Consider the following 19,043-nt stretch of genomic DNA (forward strand, 5'->3'; position numbering starts at 1 on the left):
ACGAACAGCAAGGAGGCTTAACGTGACTGAATTTCGATCTTGCCAACCAACAACCATGGACCGTGACACTTTTGTCGCGCACTTTGCTGATGTTTACGAACACAGCCCATGGGTTGCTGAGGCGGTGTATGACCAAGGTTTGAATGCCGAAGACGACCACATTGAGAATCTTCATCTAAAAATGGCATCCACCTTGTTGAATGCCGACCAAGGTAAACAGTTGGCTTTGATCAACGCTCACCCGGATTTAGCTGGCAGAGCAGCAGTAAACGGCGAACTTACTGAGTCGTCGACAAAAGAACAAGCGGGAGCGGGCATTGACCAATGCAGCGCCGAAGAATTTGAAAAATTCACTTCTTATAACAACAGCTACAAAAGTCGCTTCAATTTCCCTTTTATCATGGCGGTGAAGGGAGCCAATCGTTACCAAATTCTTGAGTCGTTCGAGATGCGATTAGGAAATGATAGTGAAACTGAGTTTGCTACGGCGATTCAAGAGATCAACAAGATCGCAATGTTTCGTCTCTGGGATATGTAAGTTAACGGAGTTAACAGCTATCTCAGCCCAGTCTTAGTGCGCTAAGAGCCAGCTTTATAAGCGAATAAGCCACTAAGTTCTCATTTTATTATTACTTGATTAATTTCATAGGATTACACGGAAATGACCCATAAATTTGAACAGTACATCAACCTTGCAGACGAAAAACTCGGCGCAGAAGCTATCTTCGCAACAGACGACTTTTTCGCAGATAAAAGCCGTCTACTCAGCCATGCAGAACCAGAGTGGAAAGACGACTTATACGACGATAACGGCAAGTGGATGGACGGCTGGGAAAGCCGACGTAAACGTGGCGAAGGTTACGACTACTGTGTGGTACGCCTTGGCTTAGCTGGCACTATCGCTGGCGTTGATATTGATACCTCATTCTTCACAGGTAACTTCCCACCTTCGGCATCAATCGACGCATGTTATTCACCACAGGGTGAGCCAACCGATTCAACAGAGTGGCAAGAAATTCTGCCTTCAATGGCACTACAAGGTGACCACCACCATTTTGAAGAGATTGAAAGCGACCAAGTATTTACGCACCTGCGTCTGAACATCTATCCAGACGGTGGTGTTGCACGCCTACGTGTTTACGGCCAACCAAGTGTTGATTGGGACGCAATAGACTCACATCAACAGGTAGATCTAGCAGCCGTTGAGCATGGTGGTCGAGCACTGGCATGTAGTGATGAACACTACGGTAATAAAGCCAATATCTTAGGCCCAGGCCGCGGTGAAAACATGGGTGATGGCTGGGAAACAGCGCGTCGTCGTACGCCGGGTAATGACTGGGTTATCGTGGCATTAGGCCATCCAGGTAATATCGAACGTATCATCGTTGATACGGCGTACTTTAAAGGTAACTACCCAGACAGCTGCTCAATTCAAGCGGCTTACGTGAAAGGTGGTACCGACGATCAAGTGGAAACACAAAGCCTATTCTGGCGTGAACTGCTGCCTGCTCAAAAGCTGCAAGCGCATGAGATTCACGAATTCATTTCTGAGGTAAACGACCTTGGTGCGATTACCCACGTACGTGCAAATATATTCCCAGATGGTGGTATTAGCCGTTTGCGTCTATTTGGTACGAAAGCGAAATAGGTAAGGAAATCAGTATGAGTAATGGAATACGTCGTTTAACTATCGAACCGTTAACTAAGCTAGCTTTTGCTGAGTTTGGTGATGTTATCGAGTCCGATAATAGTGATTTCTTCATGATCAACAGTGGATCAACACGTCGCTACCACAAGCTAGCGACAACGGATGTGCAAGACCAAGGCGGAGAAGCGATCATCAGCATCTTCCAAGCTACGCCGTTGAGCTACCCACTGACCATCAAAATGCTAGAGCGTCATCCACTTGGTTCTCAGGCATTCATTCCATTACTTGGTCAACCCTATTTAATTGTTGTTGCCCCAAAAGGCGGTAACCCATCGTTAGCCAATTGCCGAGCTTTCTTAAGCAACGGCCGTCAAGGAGTGAACTATCACAAAGGGGTGTGGCATCACCCGGTTCTTGCACTCACGGATCAAGACCAGTTCTTGATTGTCGATAGAGGCGGAGAAGGACATAACTGTGATGAACTTTATTTTGAGAACGACCTAGTGGCATTGCATTTGGAAGATATGCCAACGGAAGACAACAAGGAAGAGCACGCTTAGCTAAAGCGTTGTGATACAGGAGTTTATTATGGATCCGCATATTATAGAGTGGTTGAATTTAGCGATTCGCTGGATTCACATGATTGTTGGTGTTGCGTGGATAGGCGCATCATTTTACTTTGTTTGGTTAGAGAACAACCTTAACCGAGTTAACCCTAAAACTGGCCTTTCAGGCGACTTGTGGGCGATTCACGGAGGTGGTATTTATCACCTAGAGAAGTACAAACTCGCGCCACCAGAAATGCCAGAGCACCTTCACTGGTTCAAGTGGGAAGCCTACTTCACGTGGATCACAGGTGTGTGTCTACTGGGTGTAGTTTACTACCTCAACGCAGAAATCTATCTGATTGCACCGGGCTCTGGCCTTGATTCAACAACGGCAATCGCAATTGGTATTGGCTCTCTTATCGCAGGTTGGTTTATCTATGACCTACTGTGTGATTCGCCGCTAGGCAAAACGCCGGTTCTACTTGGCCTAGTACTTTTTGTTGGCTTAGTTGGTGCAACATACGGTCTTACGCAAGTGTTCAGTGGTCGTGGTGCTTACATCCACGTGGGTGCCATTATCGGTACCATCATGGTGGGTAACGTATTCCGCGTCATAATGCCTGCGCAGCGCAATTTGGTGAAAGCGATTGAAGAGAAACGCGAACCTGATCCAGCACTGCCTGCGAAAGGTCTATTGCGCTCTCGTCACAATAACTACATGACACTGCCAGTGCTGTTCATCATGATCAGCAACCACTTCCCAAGCACTTATGGTTCGGAATACAACTGGTTGATCCTTGCTGGCCTAGCAATCTTCAGTATCTTGGTTCGTCACTACTTCAATACACGTCATGGCAGTCAGAAGTTCGCATGGACAGTGCCAGTAGCGGCACTGGGTATGATTACTCTCGCGTTTGTTACCTCACCTTACGCGAAAAAACAGATGACTCCGGTAGTGCAAGCACCAGTGGTACAAGAAGCTCCTGTGAGCACGACGGAATCGATGACTGAAGAGATCGCTTCGAGCAACACGGCTTCAACGGCGGCTGACTCTCAAGCAGTGCCTGCCGACCATGCCATGCCAACGGCGAGTGCAGGTGTCAGCTTTGAAACCATTAACAAGGTCATTCAAGAGCGCTGTTCAGTGTGTCACTCTGCAACGCCTAGCCACGCCGCTTTTGCTGCTGCGCCTGCGGGTGTCATGCTTGATACGCCAGAAGAGATCAAAGCTAATGCACCTAGGATTGTTGCTCAAACCGTAACAACTCAGGTGATGCCTCTTGGTAACATGACTCAAATGACCGAGGAAGAACGAGCACTCATCGGCACTTGGGTAGAACAAGGCGCCACGATTCAATAACCGTATTTTTCAAAAACAGTACTCAGCATCCTTTACCTAAGAGCATGATTCTTAGGTGAGGCTTGGGGAGAGTTTGGTCTTACGGGCACGCGCCAAACTCATCCCACCCTGTTTCCCCGGTTCCTATACCGGGGCTTTTTGTTTTTGGATATCTGACTGGCGCTTCGAGAAGCTATAGTTGTTACTAAGGGGATTAGATCTTACACCTTGGATTTACGTCCGTTTATCGTCCCCACCTTCTTACGTCTTGCTGCGAGTTTCTTCCTTAATTTAAGTCCAGGTCGCTCAATTAAGAAGTATGAAATGAGCGCACATATAAATACGAGAACAATATTAATAGGCCAGGTGGCATACCATTCACGAGTCCAAGAATTTAAGAAAGGTTCTTGCCACAGATACAGCGAGTAACTTAATACACCTAACCACACCGCAAGTTTACTATTTAAAATAGTGTAACTTAGACCACGATTAAACTGGCTATAGCGAAGAATCATAAGTGCAGCACAAACGTTGATTAATGTCTGGCCAAGTACGTAGAACCAAGCTGGGCTCATTTTATAGAGTGCGCCGGGAACTAAAATCATCGCCACAGGCACGACTATAAACAATCTAGAACCAAAATAATTAGGGAGTGTGAACCCTGCCTCTTTCATGTAGGCAATAATACAGCCCATGGCTAGTGCATCTGCAATTGCCTGAAATTCTCGGGTCATCGCAGAGGGGGAACTGCCGGCTTCAAACCACATCCAGTAGCGGATACAGGGGATAAATAAAACGGCTAATATGAGCAATGACTTTGTATGTCGTCTTTCCAATGTAGTGAGTAAAAGTGGCCACAAAAGGTAGAATTGCTCTTCGACCGCAAGTGACCAAGTGTGGTTGAGCCACCATTCGCGTTCGTGGTGATAATTCATCGTGTAGGTAACAGCATGGAATAGGTCACCCGGTAGTAAAGAGATGATGCCTGCGTATTCTGCAATAGCGATACAAAGAATGTAGAAGTAGAAAGCAGGGAATAAACGAAACATACGCCGGATGAAGAATTGAGGCAGGTTTATCTTATTGGTTAGCTTAAGTTCACTGAGCAATAGCGTGGTTATTAGGAACCCAGAAATCACAAAAAATACTTTTACGCCGAAGTTTCCCAAGCTATTGAGTGGCATAAAAATTTGAGGAAAGTTAACCGTACCGCACAAGTGCCCTAAACAGACTAGCGATATAGATGCTGCACGCAAACCATCTAGAGATGGAATTCTATTCTCCATGTGACTTTTCCCCTTTTGGCTCGTTGTCTTTCTCAGAGCGTTTCGGTCATCACAGTATGGTTTGCAAAGGGAGTGCCATTTATTATTGAGCTTATCTTGTTGTTATATTGAACTTATATTTTAAATCAATTTCTTACTTTCAAATTGCGAGTCAATTTAAGTGGGTACAATACTTTAGGCTTCATATCCGATTGAACTTTTTACCGCTCTTTCTCAAGCTAAGGTCGAATGAAGCCTTCTTTCAATCGCTATTTCGTAGATAGTTCCGTATAAGCGACTTGATCTGAACCTATACCCATGGCATTTTCTATTCAAAATTGACGTTCGTTAGGAAAGAAAATGGAAGATATAGTACTCACACTCTTTAGGTTCGTTGGTGCGTTCTTTCGCATGCTTTTCCAGTTCTTCATTATGGACATCATATGCTTCGGCGTGGGGTGGGTTGTATCTAAGGTGCTCACTCTAGGGCGTTTTCCTTCGTTTACGCCTGACGAAAAAGAGCGGGAGCGAGTATCTAATATTGGTATTATTAGTATCGTTCTGTTTCTTTTAGCAATAGGCGTATTTAATAGCCTTTAGTGCACTAGTGTTAATTTGAATAGTGAGGATGCATGCAATTTTACCCAGCAGAACAATACCAAGCGGCTTGCCGTGAGATGTTTGAACGATACGAGCGTGATATCAAGAAGCTACTTCCTACCGCGAGAGTAGAGCATGTAGATGCATCATCCATTCCGTTAGCTTTATCTAAGGGCGATTTAGATATCTTCGTGGGTGTTGAGCTCAACGAGCTTGAGGATGCCGCAGAGCGACTCACAGCACTCGGCTTCAAAGAGAAGCTCGATACGCTAAGAACACCAGAATTGTGTATGTTGGAATCCATATCTTCTGATGATGTGGCATTGCAACTGGTCGCCAATGGTTCTGAGTTTGAGTGCTTTCTAACGTTTCGAGACAGGCTGAGGGCAAGTGCCGATTTAGTCGAAAAATACAATACACTCAAAATGTCTTGTGAAGGTTGGCCACAAGACAAATATCGCAAAAAGAAGTCAGCTTTTATTGAGTCTGTGTTGGGGCGAGAGTAGACGCGATAGTCTTTATTTTTGGTATCACTACTTAGTGAAAAATGCATTTATACAGCGTGTTAAGTCTCCACCTCTTACTTCCAAGTTTTACCTTCGTAAGCGTCCTTCCAATTTATCATTACATCTCTATCTTTATTTTATGCAACGAAACTCACATAAACTGCATTGAATACCTATTGTGATATTTGTGCATGATATGTTTCATTTGATTTTATAAAGCGGCTTTATTTATTGAAAACAAGGTGTTTTTCATACCTATTTCTACGTTTTTTATCAATAAATGAAGCTTTAGTTATCTGAAATCGCACTCTCTACATCAATAATCAACACTACCTTAGGAAAGGGCATGTCTGAAGTCATAGAAAATACACCCACAGTAGTTATCGCATCTCGATGGTCTCGCTTTTGGGCCTTTATTATTGATGCTTACGTGTATGCGATTTTCATGATTCCTGCTTTTCTATATAGCAGCCTATACGACAAATTTCTCCTCAATGAAACAACCCTTGATCTAACCGAAAAAGTTGCCCTATTTGTTTATGGTTGGGTGATTTTCTTTTTATGCCAAGGGTACTTACTTCATACGAAGGGACAAACAATTGGTAAAAATCTGATGGATATTGCGATTGTCGATATGGAAGGCAAACAAATAGGTTTGCTAAACATCGTGGGCAAACGAATTCTTCCTGTGATGGTCGTGGGTTATGTCCCTTTTATTGGTCTAGTTCTTCCGATGTTAGGTTATCTGGGGATTTTTCGTAAAGATAAACGCTGCTTGCATGATTTAATCGCAGGTACTCAAGTTGTTGATGCTTCGTCTAAAAGTGTAGATAGCGACAAGTCTGAAATCGCTGAAAGTACAATTGAAGTTATCCCCGCATCTCGATGGACTCGTTTTTTGGCGTTTTTTATTGATGGTGTAATTACTACTGTCATCATCCTGCCAATCTTGATGTACACAGATGATACTCAAATAATATTCGATACAGGGGAGGTCGACCTTAGAGGACTCGCTGCTGTCTATGTCTATTTAGGGGGGATGTTCTTGTTAGTACATGGATACTTATTGCATAAGAAGGGACAGACAATTGGAAAACATCTAATGGATATTGCGATTGTTGATATGGAGGGTAAACCTTTAGGGTTATATAAGATATTGGGTAAACGAGTGGTGCCTATGCTTGCCTTCAAAATTGTACCTATTAGTGGCAATTTTATAGCTATGATGGAATCTCTTTTTATTTTCCGTAAAAACAGACGATGCCTACATGATTTAATCGCAGGCACTCAAGTTGTTAGTGTGTCAGCCAGCAACTTAGAAACAAATGAGCGAGAATCATTCGAAAACTTTTCATCGGCACCTGAAAATATTTGTGACCTCACACTTGCATCTCGATGGTTACGTTTTTGGGCCGTTTTTATTGATCTACTTATTGCTGTTGTTAGTGTCATGCCAATTTATCTCTATACCGATTACTTCCAAAAAATCTTTGGAACAGGGACTGCTGATACCTCAGATCTGGTAGCAGTCACGACTTATAGTTGGCTTGCGTTCCTTTTATTGAATGGGTATTTACTGCATAAAAAAGGACAGACTATTGGCAAAAACATAATGGAAATCGCGATTGTCGATATGAAAGGCAAACAAATGGGGCTATTTAAAATACTAGGTAAGAGATTCTTACCGATGACAATTTTTGTATATATACCTTTAATTGGCCCATGCATATCAATCTTAAATTATCTTTTTGCTTTGCGTAAAGACAGACGCTGTTTGCATGACTTAATTGCAGGCACTCAGGTGGTGAGTGTTGCCGTGCCTAGAAGCCTCGATTTCAGCACCATCGAATAAAAAACAGTCGCCAAAAACTAGATGTTACTTTAAGGATATTATGATCAATCAGCTATTCTCTGCCACTGCAATGTACAGGAACTTACCAAATAATATTTATTATTTAGCTTTGGCTAGAATGATTTTAGGGATGGGTAACTTCATTCTCCCATTTCTTGTCTTACTTTTTACTGACAAGTTGGGCTACTCCGCAACGGTAGCTGGCACCTTAGCAATGGCGGGAACGGGAGGATACCTCTTCGGGAGCTTTTTAGGTGGGAGGCTATCGGATAGATTAGGACATAAACGAATCATGGTTTTTGGTGAGTTTACGTCTGCAGTATTGTTGATTGTTTGTGGTTTTTTCGCTGATGATCCTGTCATTGTGCCTACGCTGTTGCTGTCAGCCTATTTCTTTGGTGGTTTAGCTCTGCCCGCGAGCAATGCTCTAGTTGCTGATCTTTCCACACCTAAAAATCGTGATGCAGTTATTTCGCTCAGTTATTTAGCGTATAACTTTGGTTCAGCCCTTGGTCCTATCATGGCTGGTTATCTGTTTTGGAATCATACCGAGTGGATATTCTTTGGTAACGGGTTGGCTGCTCTTTGCTGTGTTGTTATTGTTGCTGCGTTTGTGAGCGTGCAACCTGGATTAGAATCGGCTAACGATAGCGAGCTTGAACAGCCGGTCTCAGGCTCTGTTTGGTCCGTTCTACGATCAAGGCCAAGGCTTTTAGTATTCACTTTTTTATGCGGATTACTATGGTACTCATTGAATCAAATGACAATGGCTAGCCCACTGTACTTGAGCCATGTTTTCGGAGAGCAAGGCCCTGTTATTTTTGGGCAACTAATGACTTACGCTTGTGTTTTAGTCGTGCTGATCACACCCATTTTAATGAGGTTAACCTCAAAAAAAATTGAGACGGTTAGCCTTGCTTATGCTGGTTTGATGTTTGCATTTGGTTACATACTTGTGATGTTGTATCCAACCATTCCTGTTCACTTCTTTGCTTGGCTATTTCTTTCTGCAGGCGAGGTCCTCCTTTTAACAAAAGAAGGGGTATACCTAGCAAACAACTCACCGTCGAGCCATCGTGGACGTATTCAAGGAGTGTTGATTACATTAAGAATGCTTTTTGTTATGCCGAGCTTTGTTGTCATTGGCTATTTTATTGATGATTATGGTTACACCTTTACTTGGCTAAGTGTGGTTTTAATTTCCCTTGCTAGTGCGGTTGCCTTTTATTTTATGTCAGCTAAAGCACAACGTTCGCCTGCATTAGCTATTGACTAGTTTTTATCAGTTAGCAAACACTATCTATTAATTTTTGGAGATTAATTATGATTAATATAAGGAAAGCAGCTAGATCTGATGCCAAGGATATTTTTGATATTCGCAGCCGCGCCATTCTTGACCAGTGTCCCGCTTATTACTCGGAAGAACAGCTTTCACTATGGACGCAGGGCGAGATGTCTGAGGCATTTATTGCTGACGTGGGAGCAACCTTTTACGTTTCCCAAGTGGATGGCCAAGTGATTGGTAGCGGCAAGATCAACACCCAAACGGGTATGGTCGATGCGATTTTCGTAGACCCTGATTTTTACGGTAAAGGTGCAGCTAAAATGATGCTGCATTTCTTAGAGGGGTTAGCGAATCAACACAACTTGCCTCTAATGAAACTAGAATCGACTCTGAATGCAGCAGCGTTTTATCGTTCGTGTGGCTTTATTGGTGATGAACTTTCCACTTATCATTCTCCGAGCGGTATTAGCCTCGATTGTGTCCCGATGGAAAAGCGTTTACTTCAAGGCTAACGCTTGATTCCTCAGGGAAACGGCTAATACCTGATATGTTCAAATAAACAGCACCAACTCTCATTCTTGGTGCTGTTTTTACTTTCCTCTTACACTCTTTTCTCATATCGCTCTTAGTATCAAATCACTCCTTGTTTAACAGCAAGTAACTCATTATGAAGAACTTCTTCGATAGCGAACTCATGCTCTCTAGCTCTTTGAATTTCGTTTTGCTATCACTGGGGCTAACGCTTCTCTTACACCTTCCTATTTGGTGTGGATTCAATTTGAGCCGACGAAAATGGAAACGGATGGACTATTTGTGGCCGCTACTGGCGGGTATTGGGATGCTCGGTGCTGTGTCTGAAATTCGTGCCAAAGTCGCAGGTGATTGGGTCGAGACAGAACAAACCAGAGCGGTGGCGATTTTGGAGTCGGTGCAGCAGTTTTCTTTGGATAAGTTAAGAAGTGATGTCTGCAATGGGCAACCATCATTAGACAATCATGGGCAGCACCATGAAGCGTGTTTGTGGTATTTGAACACCGCGATGACGTTTAAAGATGTGGATTTCACTCAGTTGCCAAATGCGGCTGATTTTACGGTCCCTGCACCTAGCGTACCGTTAGTGGAAAGCGATGCAGTCTGGGTGAGTGGGATGCTGATCCAGTATGAAAAACAGAAAAACCAGTATATTAAGACCAGAGAGGCACAGGTCAAGCAGCCATTAGAAAGTCTTTTTTGGTACGTGAGCCCTTATTTAGTTTGCTTTGCGATAGCTCTGCGCCTTACTAAGGTGACGGCAGAACTTAAATTAGATAGATCTAGCTAGTTTATGCAAGGTACAGCGCCAAAAAAACGAGGGTCTGATCACCCTCGTTAATATGTTTCCTACGGAAGTAATACCGTTGTTTAAGGTGTCATTTTAATCAGAATTTGGAGTATATGCTTAAAATCCAAATTCCTAATGATCACTAACACATACAAGTCCATTGCTTGTTCCAATTTTATTTTTCATTCTATACCTATTGCTTTTCATTTTATTCTCATCGAAAGTAAGCTGCCAAATATAGTATGAACGTGGGCCATCTGATGATAAAAACTGTTGGTAATCTAGTGTGTCCAAGAGCTCATTTTTGCTCAGATAGTTCCATAACTCTTGATACTCTTCTTTTGTTGCTAAATGTTTATTCGGTAATCTACACTTATGTCGGATGTCCCAACCATTATCATTTTGATTTAATAGTTCACTATCTAACACTGTAAATTTTTTATTGTTAATATCATAACTTTTGGATTGAGAAAAATCATGGCGAGATAACTTAATTGTTGAAAATATATCTGAATTTACATCAGATACTCGAACGAAAACCGGACAGTTAGGGATTTTTTGTACAATAAAGAAATGTTACCTTCAGAATTAACAATGGTTTTTTCCCAATCACAGGACGTAATGACTTGGAAGTCGACTTCACTAATTTCTATTTTATCACTCAGGAAGTTTAAGTTAATTTTACTATTTCCTTCAATATCTGAAGTGCCCTCTTTTTGAAAATCCAATAAAATTGTTGGAGAACGATAAGGAAGGATTGTTTGACGTTCCTCTTCAGTGGTGAGTTGTGGAATGATTTGTGCTGCAAAATAGTCTGCAAATCCATATGTCATGCCACTCGAGTGGTTGAAGCCATGAGCGTGGCCAATTTCATGTAGCCAAGTTCTATAAAAGCGAGTTGAGTAAGCCTGAGACGGAGTCAGTATCGAATGCAAAGTAGAAGCCCACCCACTAGTGTTTGTTAAGAACTGATTTAGCTTCACGCCTCTTCCTCCACCAACCCCTTCGGAGCGATATTTATTACGCATAACCTTTAGAGCTAGGTTGTGATCTTGTCCCCCCAAGGCCAGTAAGTTTCTAATACCATAGGGTAACTGGGCATCTGCATAATTCCCGCACTTTGAAGGCTTACTAGTGCAACGATTTTCCATGTACTCTGTCAGTAACTCAGAATATTGCTTGCTATTGCTCAAGCTATGGGTCAGGGCAATCATATTTTGAATGGTAATTTTTTGCTCTGAGTCTGGGAAGCTATAGCATGTATTTTGTTTATCTTGAGGACTTTGACAGGCTTCTGAGTCATAGGGTCCGAGGGTGACCCTCGGAAGAAAGATGTTACTTTGATATACAAAATCGAGCTTATCGGCTTCGAGCCCATTTATTGATACAATTGCAGAACTAAAAGCGGGTACTTCCTCATTCGATGAAATCAGCTTTAGACCATCTAAAGTGTCAACTTTTACGGGAAAAAAGGAGGTTGGGATTGGTGTATTATTCGTGATTTCCCATGTCAACTCGCCTTTCTTTTTTATCGTTATGTCATTAAATTTGAAGCTATCTACGTTATTTCTTGTTTTTATTGACTCGGTTAAAGCTGTGTAAGATGTGATTGAACTTGTATTTATGAATTCTTTGTTACTATAAAACTTGGATGATTGGAACTCACTCGTGAAAGCTGAAGGAACATAAAAATTAGAGCTGTTGACAATAGTGCTATTTTTCTCATAAACAATTATCTCTTTCGGTTATGGTTAAACAAAGTATTTAAAAAACATTATTACCATACTGATTAAATATGTTTATTTCTGTTAACTTCATTTCAAAGTTTCTGCTTTATTCTGATACAACTAAAACTGAGTATTTTGATGTTAATTTAAATTATTATTCCGATGTGTTTTACTAACTTTAAAGTTAATATCTTCATTAAGATTGAAGTATGTTTCGAATTATTATCAGAGAGTCAAAGTAAGCTATCAAGCTATTTAGACTTTTAAATTGTTCATTGATGGGGAAACTGACTGTAATATACCTTCAGCTCTTCGATAAAGAGTTTAACTTTTTTCGGCGTGTTGGTACGTTCACGATATAGCGCATAGACATTCCGTTTGGATAGTTGGTAGTCGTTCAGTACTTCAATCAATTGCCCTCTTTTCAGTTCTTTTTCTGCTAATTCTCTGGGTAGCATAGCTACGCCGAAATGTTGCTTCAGTGCGCTTTTTACGGCTTGCACGCTGTTCACTGAAAGCGATGGCACAATCTTTAAGGTCTGCTCTTGCCCTTCTTTCGTAAATTGCCATACCTTGTGATTCATCAAATTTGGGTCTTCTATAATCCGATGAGAGTGCAAATCCATTGGTTGTCGAATTGGAGCGTTGGTTCGCAAATAGTCTGGAGATGCACAAATTACATTGTGATGCTCGGTGATTTTTTGGGCCACGAGATCCAAATCTTGTTTAACTAATTGACCTGAGCGAATTGCCACATCATAACCTTGCGCTGAAATATCACTTAGATTATCACTAAGAAGTAAATTTACACTCAACTCCGGGTATTGAGTAGTAAAGTGGCATACGAAGGGCATCATCGTAATTTCAGTTAAGCCGTTTGGGGCAAGCACATTTAAAGTTCCTGACATTTCATGACTTGCAAGTCTTACAGCATCATTTAACGACTCTAGTTGAAAAATCAGTGTATGCGCCTCTTGATAGTATTGTCTCCCAGCATCGGTGAGAGAGAGTGTTTTTGTTGATCTATTCATCAATCGAGTTTCGAGATAGGTTTCGAGGTCGCGCACATTCCGGCTGACAAGAGATTTAGACACTCCTAGTTTCTTGGACGCACTGGTAAAGCTGCCTTCTTCTACTGTACTTATAAATGATTTTATTAACGTAATTAAATTCACAATGGGGGTTACTGTTTACTATTTGTTGACAGACTATCGCTCTTTTTAGACCTATTCAAGCTTCATTTATTCATTAATAATTCAGTAAATTCAATAGCAAACTGTGAGGTAGGAAAATGGCTAGTAAACAAGTTCAAACTATAAGAGATTATTTTAAGTTTTGTGTTGATGGTAAGGACACAAGTCGAGTTGGAGAGTTCTTTGCTGAAGATGCACTTATCCATAGGCCTGATTGTGGCAGCACCTTAAAAGGCTTGGTGCAATTTGAAGCTAAATTGAAGTCTTGTGTTACTGAACGTTATGAGAGTGTAGAAACAAGCTTTCAACGTATTGTTGAAGGAGGCGATCAAGTTGTTGTCGCACTTACCCACAAAGCAAAGAATGCCAATACTTGGATGGGTTTTGACGTAACGGGCAAAGATTTAACGTGGACAAGTCTTACCTATTTTCGTTTCAATAATGAATGCAAGGTTATTGAAGAAATTGTAGAGAGAAACGAGTTAAGCATGGCAACTCAGTTGGGGCTGCAGGTAACTCAGTGAAGGTTGATTGAAGAACCATAGTATAACCCTAACTATTGCCTCAAAGACAATTAACAGAAAGCTTAGCTCTTGTTTAATTGACTCTTAATACCGAACCAATCATTGGTGCACAGTAGGGGGGAACGTTGAAAATGGGAGTATTAGTGAGACAACGAAGCTTAAACCATCTTAACTAAATACCCAGTGGCAATTTTCTTACGTATTGTCCAGTTACACACTGGAAGGAGCTGCTTAACGATAAGTAGAACAATCACCAGTTGGAGGTGGTTACAGTGACTATTTTTCCTCGATAGCGATTTTTCGCTATCGAGGCAATTTCAACCTTATTATTAAAAATTGAGGTCTGAATTTAGATCTCGATCAGGTAGTTTTGTCCTTCATTTTGTAAACGATCAATCAATTTATGACAGTGGTCTAAATCAAGGTCTTGCTTGAAGCGTCGTTTGAGGTTCATTAAAAAGAAGATGTCTTCACACATCGCTTTTTCTGGTTCATCGCTGATCTTCGCTACTGGAGAGCCATTACATGTTACCATTTTGATTACGATCGAAAGTGGTGAATAGGCTTTACCATTATCATTAGAGTAATTACCCATATCGTTTGCTAAAAAGGTCCCGATACCAAAGTTAACTTGAACTCGTTGTTGAAAGTGTTCGCAAATATCTAATGCTTGCTCAAAGTTTAATCCATCAGTGAAAACTAATGTTTTACTCATTGGATCGATGCCATGTGATTGATAATGTTTAATTACTTTCTCGCCCCATTCAAAAGGGCAGCCACTATCATGTCTTACACCAGAATAGGCATGACTTAAACTTTCGTCAAAGTCTGCTAAGAAAGCATCAATACCAATGGTGTCCGTCAAAGCAATGCCTAAAGCTCCATCAAACATACTATGCCAACGTTGTAGAGCGACTTTTTGTGAGTCTTGGACATTCGTAAGTGCTTGATGCCCCATGAACCATTCATGCGCAACGGTTCCGATGGGAGTTAGGCCTAGTTTATGAGCAAGATGATAATTACTGGTTCCCGTTAAACACTCAGGTAATGTCGAGTTAATATAATCCAACATCAACTTTTGTGTTTTATATGAAAAACGTCGACGAGTAGACATATCAGAAAATTTAAAGTTAGTAATATTACGTCGCTTCAATTCTGCTTTGAGGAAATGTATTTTTTCATGAAGCACTGCAAGAAAGTGATCAGATGGAATTTCTGCCCAGAGTGTTCGGCTTCGAACCTCAGAAACTATACTCATTATGAGAGTTTCATAGAGAATAACTTCCTGCCATAAACCTCCGATAGTAATGTGTAGCTGATTTTTACCATTCGAGTTGCATTTAATGTTAAAAGACACATTTCGTTTAGGTGTAAAGCAAAATGCTTTGAGAGACTCAATAAACTCTGTTGGTAAATATGGTGCAACATTTTTAACGTATTGAAGCTGCTCAGAGGTGAATTTAATCTTCTGAAGTTGATTCACTTGTTTTTCTACTTCAGGCAGCAAAGCGGAAAGATCTTCGTCGCTTCGAACAATGAACTTATAAGTCACTTCAATATCTGGGTAATATGATGCTACGGCTGCCATCATATTTGCTTTATACACGTCAAAATCTAGCGCACTTTGGATGATACGAGAAGAGAATAAATTATCGCGCATTTGGAACCCTATTGACTCAAGCTTGTTACAGGATTATGAAGAATTAGCATATTACGACACTAAAAAGTTATTGATACCGAAAAAGTTGAGTTTATAACTGTTTGTTACTTACTGGTTGTATAAACAATAAATACCTCAAGTTTGTTTGTCAACTTTTGTTACTAGCTCTTTTCAAGGTTCACTTGTTTAATGTTTCATGAGCTTCTTATAAAGAAACGATGACGTTATGAATATCAACGATATATTTGGTTGACCTTTGATTGAATAGCTCTAATCATAGCAAATCATTGAAGTTTGTATCACATTGTTATTTACCTGTTGATTGAGTCGCGCTTATAAGCTAAATTGCCCACAAATCATATTTAAGGACTTACTATGATTGTTTGTGTCGATATTATTCCGTTTCGATTGTCCGGGTGCATTCAAAAAAAACTTGAGGTGCTATTGTTAAAGCGCTCTAACCCTAGTCGACCTAGCTATGGTATATGGGCACTGCCCGGAGGCGTCGTTTTTGATAAAGACATGACAGACCAAGGAGGCCAGCCAGCGGATGATAGTTTTGAAGCCGCGCGTCGTCGTATCTGTCGAGAAAAAATTCATACTTACCCCCGTCACTTTAGTGAGGCTTTCTTCGACAGTGACGCAAAACGAGCCCCAGAAGAGTGGAATTTAAATATCACTTACTATGCTTTATTGGATAGAAATAACGTAGAGCAAATCAATGAGAGTGGTATTGAAGAATGTCAACTAAAATGGTGTTCGTTAGAGTCTCTTCTCAATGGAGATGAAGCTCTTGCTTTTGATCATAAGGGAATGATCGAAATTGCCAAGAAAAAGCTAAGAGCATCCATCGAATATACCTCTGTTTTATTATTTGCTTTAGATAAAGAATTTTTGGTCGCTGATGTTATCGCTGCTTATAGAGAGTTTGGTGTTCCTATCAGCCGAATGACCATTAAACGTCGTTTGATTGACTCAGGTGTAATAGTACCAACCAATAAGATTGCCTCAACGAACAAGGGAAAAGGAGGTAAACCAGCTATGGTTTATAAACTCGCAGATGATGACGTAACTTTCTTTCAAAACTGTTTACGTGGTTGAGTAGTATTTCGTTACTAAACGAGACTGAACCCAAGGTATCGAAAATTTTTATAAAAACTCTACTGCGTTAATAATCAAGCAGTAAAAGCTAGGAATTTTATGACCATTCAAGTTAATTACCAAAACACAGCAGTTATTGATGTTGACCCTCAACAAGGGTTCACCGAACTGTGCCCAAATGAACTTCCAGTAAAAGACGCATTGGCAATTGTTCCCGAATTGATACAGAACCATACCAAAGGTCAATTCAAGCTTGTCAGTCGTGACCTGCATCCACCTAAAGCGTCTTGGGATGCTGAAACACCAGCGAATATGCTAGATCCTGTTGGTTTGCCAAATGTTGATGTTAAATGGAACCGGCATTGTGTGGTCGGCACTCCGGGAGCCGAGTTACTCGATGGGTTACCTCAAGTTTTAGAGTATGATTTTCAAGTTAATAAAGGCATGGACCCTAATGCTCACCCTTATGGTGTGTTTTTTCATGATATTGCAGATACCATCACAACAGGAGCTAATGAATTTCTTAAATTCAACCGAATCGACACTCTCATTATTGGTGGACTGGCGCTCGATTTTTGTGTAAAAAAATCGGTCTCTCAGGCTCTTACCTTAGGCTTTAATGTTATTGTTAATCTCGCATCAACCCGAGCGGTTTTACCTGAGAAAAGCACCGAGGTGATCGCTGATTTAGAAAAACAAGGTGCTATTTTTGTCGCAACAGCTGACGAAATTGTTAGTGATCTGATACTTTAGTTTTAGTCTTTGTTAGTTTATTGATTCAGTATTTAGTACTCAATATAAATACTGACTTAACAATGCTTGACTGGCTGTATTGTTCTTATGGTTGGCGATTCGCCTTCAGTAGTCGAGCATATCGTTGCGGTTAATCCAAACATTCTATACAGTTTTTGATCGAAATCTGTTACTTTTTGGGTAGATTCAGATAGTCAATGCACCCATAGAGAAAATAATAAAGCTTCTTAAGTATATCCTTATTACATTTATTCTAGCTATGATAAAAATGTTATTATAAGTGTTGAAAATTATGCGTCCCGAGTTGAAATTTAAAAATTGTTTTTTTTATTCATTGTTTTTATATTTATTAAAATAATAATCTCTAGCCATTAACTAATCATACTTAAGGTCAGTGTATGTTGGAGAAAATTAAGTTTATATTACTATTATTACCTTTTCTGTTTTCTAACTCAGTGCTAAGTTCAACTTTATTTATAAAGAACAGTTTGGATTTTACTGGAGAAAGTACCAGCGAAGAAATGAAAGCTTTCTATTCCATTAATAAAGGTGCATGGATTGATATTGAACAGCTTGATATGGATGACCCGAGTTCCTTGTCTAATCTCATTAGTTACACTGATGGTGATAGGTTAAGAATCAAAGTTATCACACCAACTAAGCGATTCGTTAGTCAAGGTATGTCTATACCTTACTTCCGTAACTCTCAACCTCATATGTTTGAAATTAAAGGCACGACATTGCCGGAAGAAGTGCATATTCAAATAGATGGTGTATTAGGACGAGGAACGATCAAGCGTGCTTTTACTACCGATTCTGGCTGGCAATATCGTGTCACGACCTGTGGCGGTGCAGGTATTGTGATTGCCTGTGCTGTTGGTGATTATGGTGAGCTAGTGATGCGCTTCGCTGGTATTACAACAATCCCTGTTTTCTCTGGTTCATCTTATATTGATGAGCGATTCTTCGATAAGCTTGAGAAGGGGAAGCAGATCGAATTACTCGATAATAAGGGGCATTACTTCAGCGGCTTGTTTTACCATGAGGTGAAAATTTGGGACAGAGAAGCTGGGGAGATTTTTGACCTTAAAGCTGGTGGGTTAGGTCTGGGAATGGGTGAAGCCGTCTCAATTAAATTCACGCGTTGGTAATTATAAGTAACGGAAAGAATAATGAAAAAAGTAATTTTATCACTTAGTGTGTTGTTATTTTCTGGCGTGTTAGGGACAGCCGTTCAAGCGCAAGAAATAGAAACATCTCATGAGTTGTCACCAATGCACAAGGCTGTTATGGGGCCTTGGAATCTTCTTCGTATCAATGGTGAGCAGCCGACACACCAAGCATCAATACAAATAGCACGAGATAACATTTACGGCCGTACGGGGTGTAACCATTTTGTCACCCAAGTAACGACATTTGAGCAGGGCTATTTGGCATTCACCCCAATTGCCAGCACGAGAATGGGCTGTAGTGGAACTCAAGCGATTCAAGAGAATTTGATTTTTGATACACTCGAAGAGAGCGTTACTGTGGCCTACGACGATGCAGGTAAACAGTTGACGATTATCGGACATGACAATACGTTGGTCTTCGAACCATCAAGCTAGCTTGGAATTGATTGGATGTTAAAAAGAGCCTCGATGAGGCTCTTTTCGTTATAGGTTATGATTTGTCGGTTAAACCAAAGCTAGCATTAGCACTTCGTGATTTACGTCGCTGAC

Annotated in this window: 18 protein-coding genes and 1 pseudogene; 15 read left to right on the forward strand and 4 right to left on the reverse strand. The window is 40.9% G+C overall.

Features of this window, described 5'->3' with window-relative positions; all coding sequences use genetic code 11:
• Positions 1 to 22: 22 nt before the first annotated feature.
• The 4 genes and pseudogenes from uraD to BTO10_RS07515 all read left to right on the forward strand — a co-directional run bounded on the left by uraD (position 23) and on the right by BTO10_RS07515 (position 3,556).
• Positions 23 to 538, forward strand: a complete 516-nt coding sequence (gene uraD, locus BTO10_RS07500; protein ID WP_061033009.1) for a 2-oxo-4-hydroxy-4-carboxy-5-ureidoimidazoline decarboxylase — start codon at positions 23 to 25, stop codon at positions 536 to 538.
• A 123-nt stretch (positions 539 to 661) separates the two neighbouring features.
• A complete protein-coding gene (gene alc, locus BTO10_RS07505; protein WP_105024116.1) occupies positions 662 to 1,648 on the forward strand; it encodes an allantoicase in 987 nt (328 codons plus the stop codon).
• 14 nt (positions 1,649 to 1,662) lie between these two features.
• A pseudogene (locus tag BTO10_RS07510) lies at positions 1,663 to 2,222 on the forward strand (ureidoglycolate lyase).
• 14 nt (positions 2,223 to 2,236) lie between these two features.
• On the forward strand, positions 2,237 to 3,556 hold the full coding sequence (locus BTO10_RS07515) for a urate hydroxylase PuuD (RefSeq protein WP_105024118.1): 1,320 nt from the start codon (positions 2,237 to 2,239) through the stop codon (positions 3,554 to 3,556).
• Positions 3,557 to 3,756: 200 nt separating this feature from the next.
• Here the strand turns inward: BTO10_RS07515 and BTO10_RS07520 are convergent, their stop codons facing one another.
• Positions 3,757 to 4,821, reverse strand: coding sequence for an acyltransferase family protein (locus tag BTO10_RS07520; protein WP_105024119.1), 1,065 nt, complete (start codon positions 4,819 to 4,821; stop codon positions 3,757 to 3,759).
• A gap of 339 nt (positions 4,822 to 5,160) precedes the next feature.
• Between BTO10_RS07520 and BTO10_RS07525 the strand changes: the two genes are divergently transcribed.
• The 6 genes from BTO10_RS07525 to BTO10_RS07550 all read left to right on the forward strand — a co-directional run bounded on the left by BTO10_RS07525 (position 5,161) and on the right by BTO10_RS07550 (position 10,364).
• Positions 5,161 to 5,400, forward strand: coding sequence for a hypothetical protein (locus BTO10_RS07525; protein WP_105024120.1), 240 nt, complete (start codon positions 5,161 to 5,163; stop codon positions 5,398 to 5,400).
• A 32-nt stretch (positions 5,401 to 5,432) separates the two neighbouring features.
• Positions 5,433 to 5,906 (forward strand): GrpB family protein, encoded by a 474-nt coding sequence (locus BTO10_RS07530; RefSeq protein WP_105024121.1) that lies wholly within the window; start codon positions 5,433 to 5,435, stop codon positions 5,904 to 5,906.
• A gap of 346 nt (positions 5,907 to 6,252) precedes the next feature.
• Complete coding sequence (locus BTO10_RS07535; protein ID WP_105024122.1) at positions 6,253 to 7,758, forward strand: RDD family protein; 1,506 nt, start codon at positions 6,253 to 6,255, stop codon at positions 7,756 to 7,758.
• A gap of 40 nt (positions 7,759 to 7,798) precedes the next feature.
• A complete protein-coding gene (locus BTO10_RS07540; protein WP_146106818.1) occupies positions 7,799 to 9,034 on the forward strand; it encodes an MFS transporter in 1,236 nt (411 codons plus the stop codon).
• Positions 9,035 to 9,081: 47 nt separating this feature from the next.
• Positions 9,082 to 9,555 carry a GNAT family N-acetyltransferase gene (locus tag BTO10_RS07545; RefSeq protein ID WP_105024123.1) on the forward strand — a complete coding sequence of 158 codons (474 nt, stop codon included), beginning with the start codon at positions 9,082 to 9,084 and terminating at the stop codon, positions 9,553 to 9,555.
• Between the two features lie 155 nt (positions 9,556 to 9,710).
• The gene (locus tag BTO10_RS07550) at positions 9,711 to 10,364 is read left to right on the forward strand and encodes a hypothetical protein (protein WP_080566512.1); all 654 of its coding nucleotides are present in this window, start codon (positions 9,711 to 9,713) and stop codon (positions 10,362 to 10,364) included.
• 515 nt (positions 10,365 to 10,879) lie between these two features.
• Here BTO10_RS07550 and BTO10_RS23705 read toward each other — a convergent pair.
• Complete coding sequence (locus BTO10_RS23705; RefSeq protein ID WP_258097038.1) at positions 10,880 to 11,878, reverse strand: hypothetical protein; 999 nt, start codon at positions 11,876 to 11,878, stop codon at positions 10,880 to 10,882.
• Positions 11,879 to 12,363: 485 nt separating this feature from the next.
• Entirely contained in the window at positions 12,364 to 13,266 is a 903-nt protein-coding gene (locus tag BTO10_RS07560; protein ID WP_105024124.1) for a LysR family transcriptional regulator, read from the reverse strand.
• A gap of 116 nt (positions 13,267 to 13,382) precedes the next feature.
• On the opposite strand from BTO10_RS07560, the gene BTO10_RS07565 reads away from it, so the two are divergent.
• Entirely contained in the window at positions 13,383 to 13,808 is a 426-nt protein-coding gene (locus BTO10_RS07565; protein ID WP_105024125.1) for an ester cyclase, read from the forward strand.
• A gap of 349 nt (positions 13,809 to 14,157) precedes the next feature.
• On the opposite strand, the gene pncB is transcribed toward BTO10_RS07565, so the two are convergent.
• Positions 14,158 to 15,468, reverse strand: a complete 1,311-nt coding sequence (pncB, locus tag BTO10_RS07570) for a nicotinate phosphoribosyltransferase (RefSeq protein WP_105024126.1) — start codon at positions 15,466 to 15,468, stop codon at positions 14,158 to 14,160.
• Positions 15,469 to 15,843: 375 nt separating this feature from the next.
• On the opposite strand from pncB, the gene BTO10_RS07575 reads away from it, so the two are divergent.
• From BTO10_RS07575 to BTO10_RS07590, 4 genes are all read left to right on the forward strand, one after another.
• A complete protein-coding gene (locus BTO10_RS07575) occupies positions 15,844 to 16,569 on the forward strand; it encodes an NUDIX domain-containing protein (RefSeq protein ID WP_105024127.1) in 726 nt (241 codons plus the stop codon).
• Positions 16,570 to 16,668: 99 nt separating this feature from the next.
• Entirely contained in the window at positions 16,669 to 17,322 is a 654-nt protein-coding gene (locus BTO10_RS07580) for an isochorismatase family protein (protein ID WP_105024128.1), read from the forward strand.
• Between the two features lie 398 nt (positions 17,323 to 17,720).
• Positions 17,721 to 18,473: a hypothetical protein gene (locus BTO10_RS07585; protein ID WP_105024129.1), complete on the forward strand. Its 753-nt coding sequence runs from the start codon at positions 17,721 to 17,723 to the stop codon at positions 18,471 to 18,473.
• Between the two features lie 21 nt (positions 18,474 to 18,494).
• Complete coding sequence (locus BTO10_RS07590) at positions 18,495 to 18,929, forward strand: META domain-containing protein (RefSeq protein ID WP_105024130.1); 435 nt, start codon at positions 18,495 to 18,497, stop codon at positions 18,927 to 18,929.
• The last annotated feature ends 114 nt before the right edge of the window (positions 18,930 to 19,043 follow it).

Origin of the sequence: Vibrio chagasii (assembly GCF_002954585.1) — a bacterium.
GTDB classification, from domain to species: Bacteria; Pseudomonadota; Gammaproteobacteria; order Enterobacterales; family Vibrionaceae; genus Vibrio; species Vibrio chagasii_A.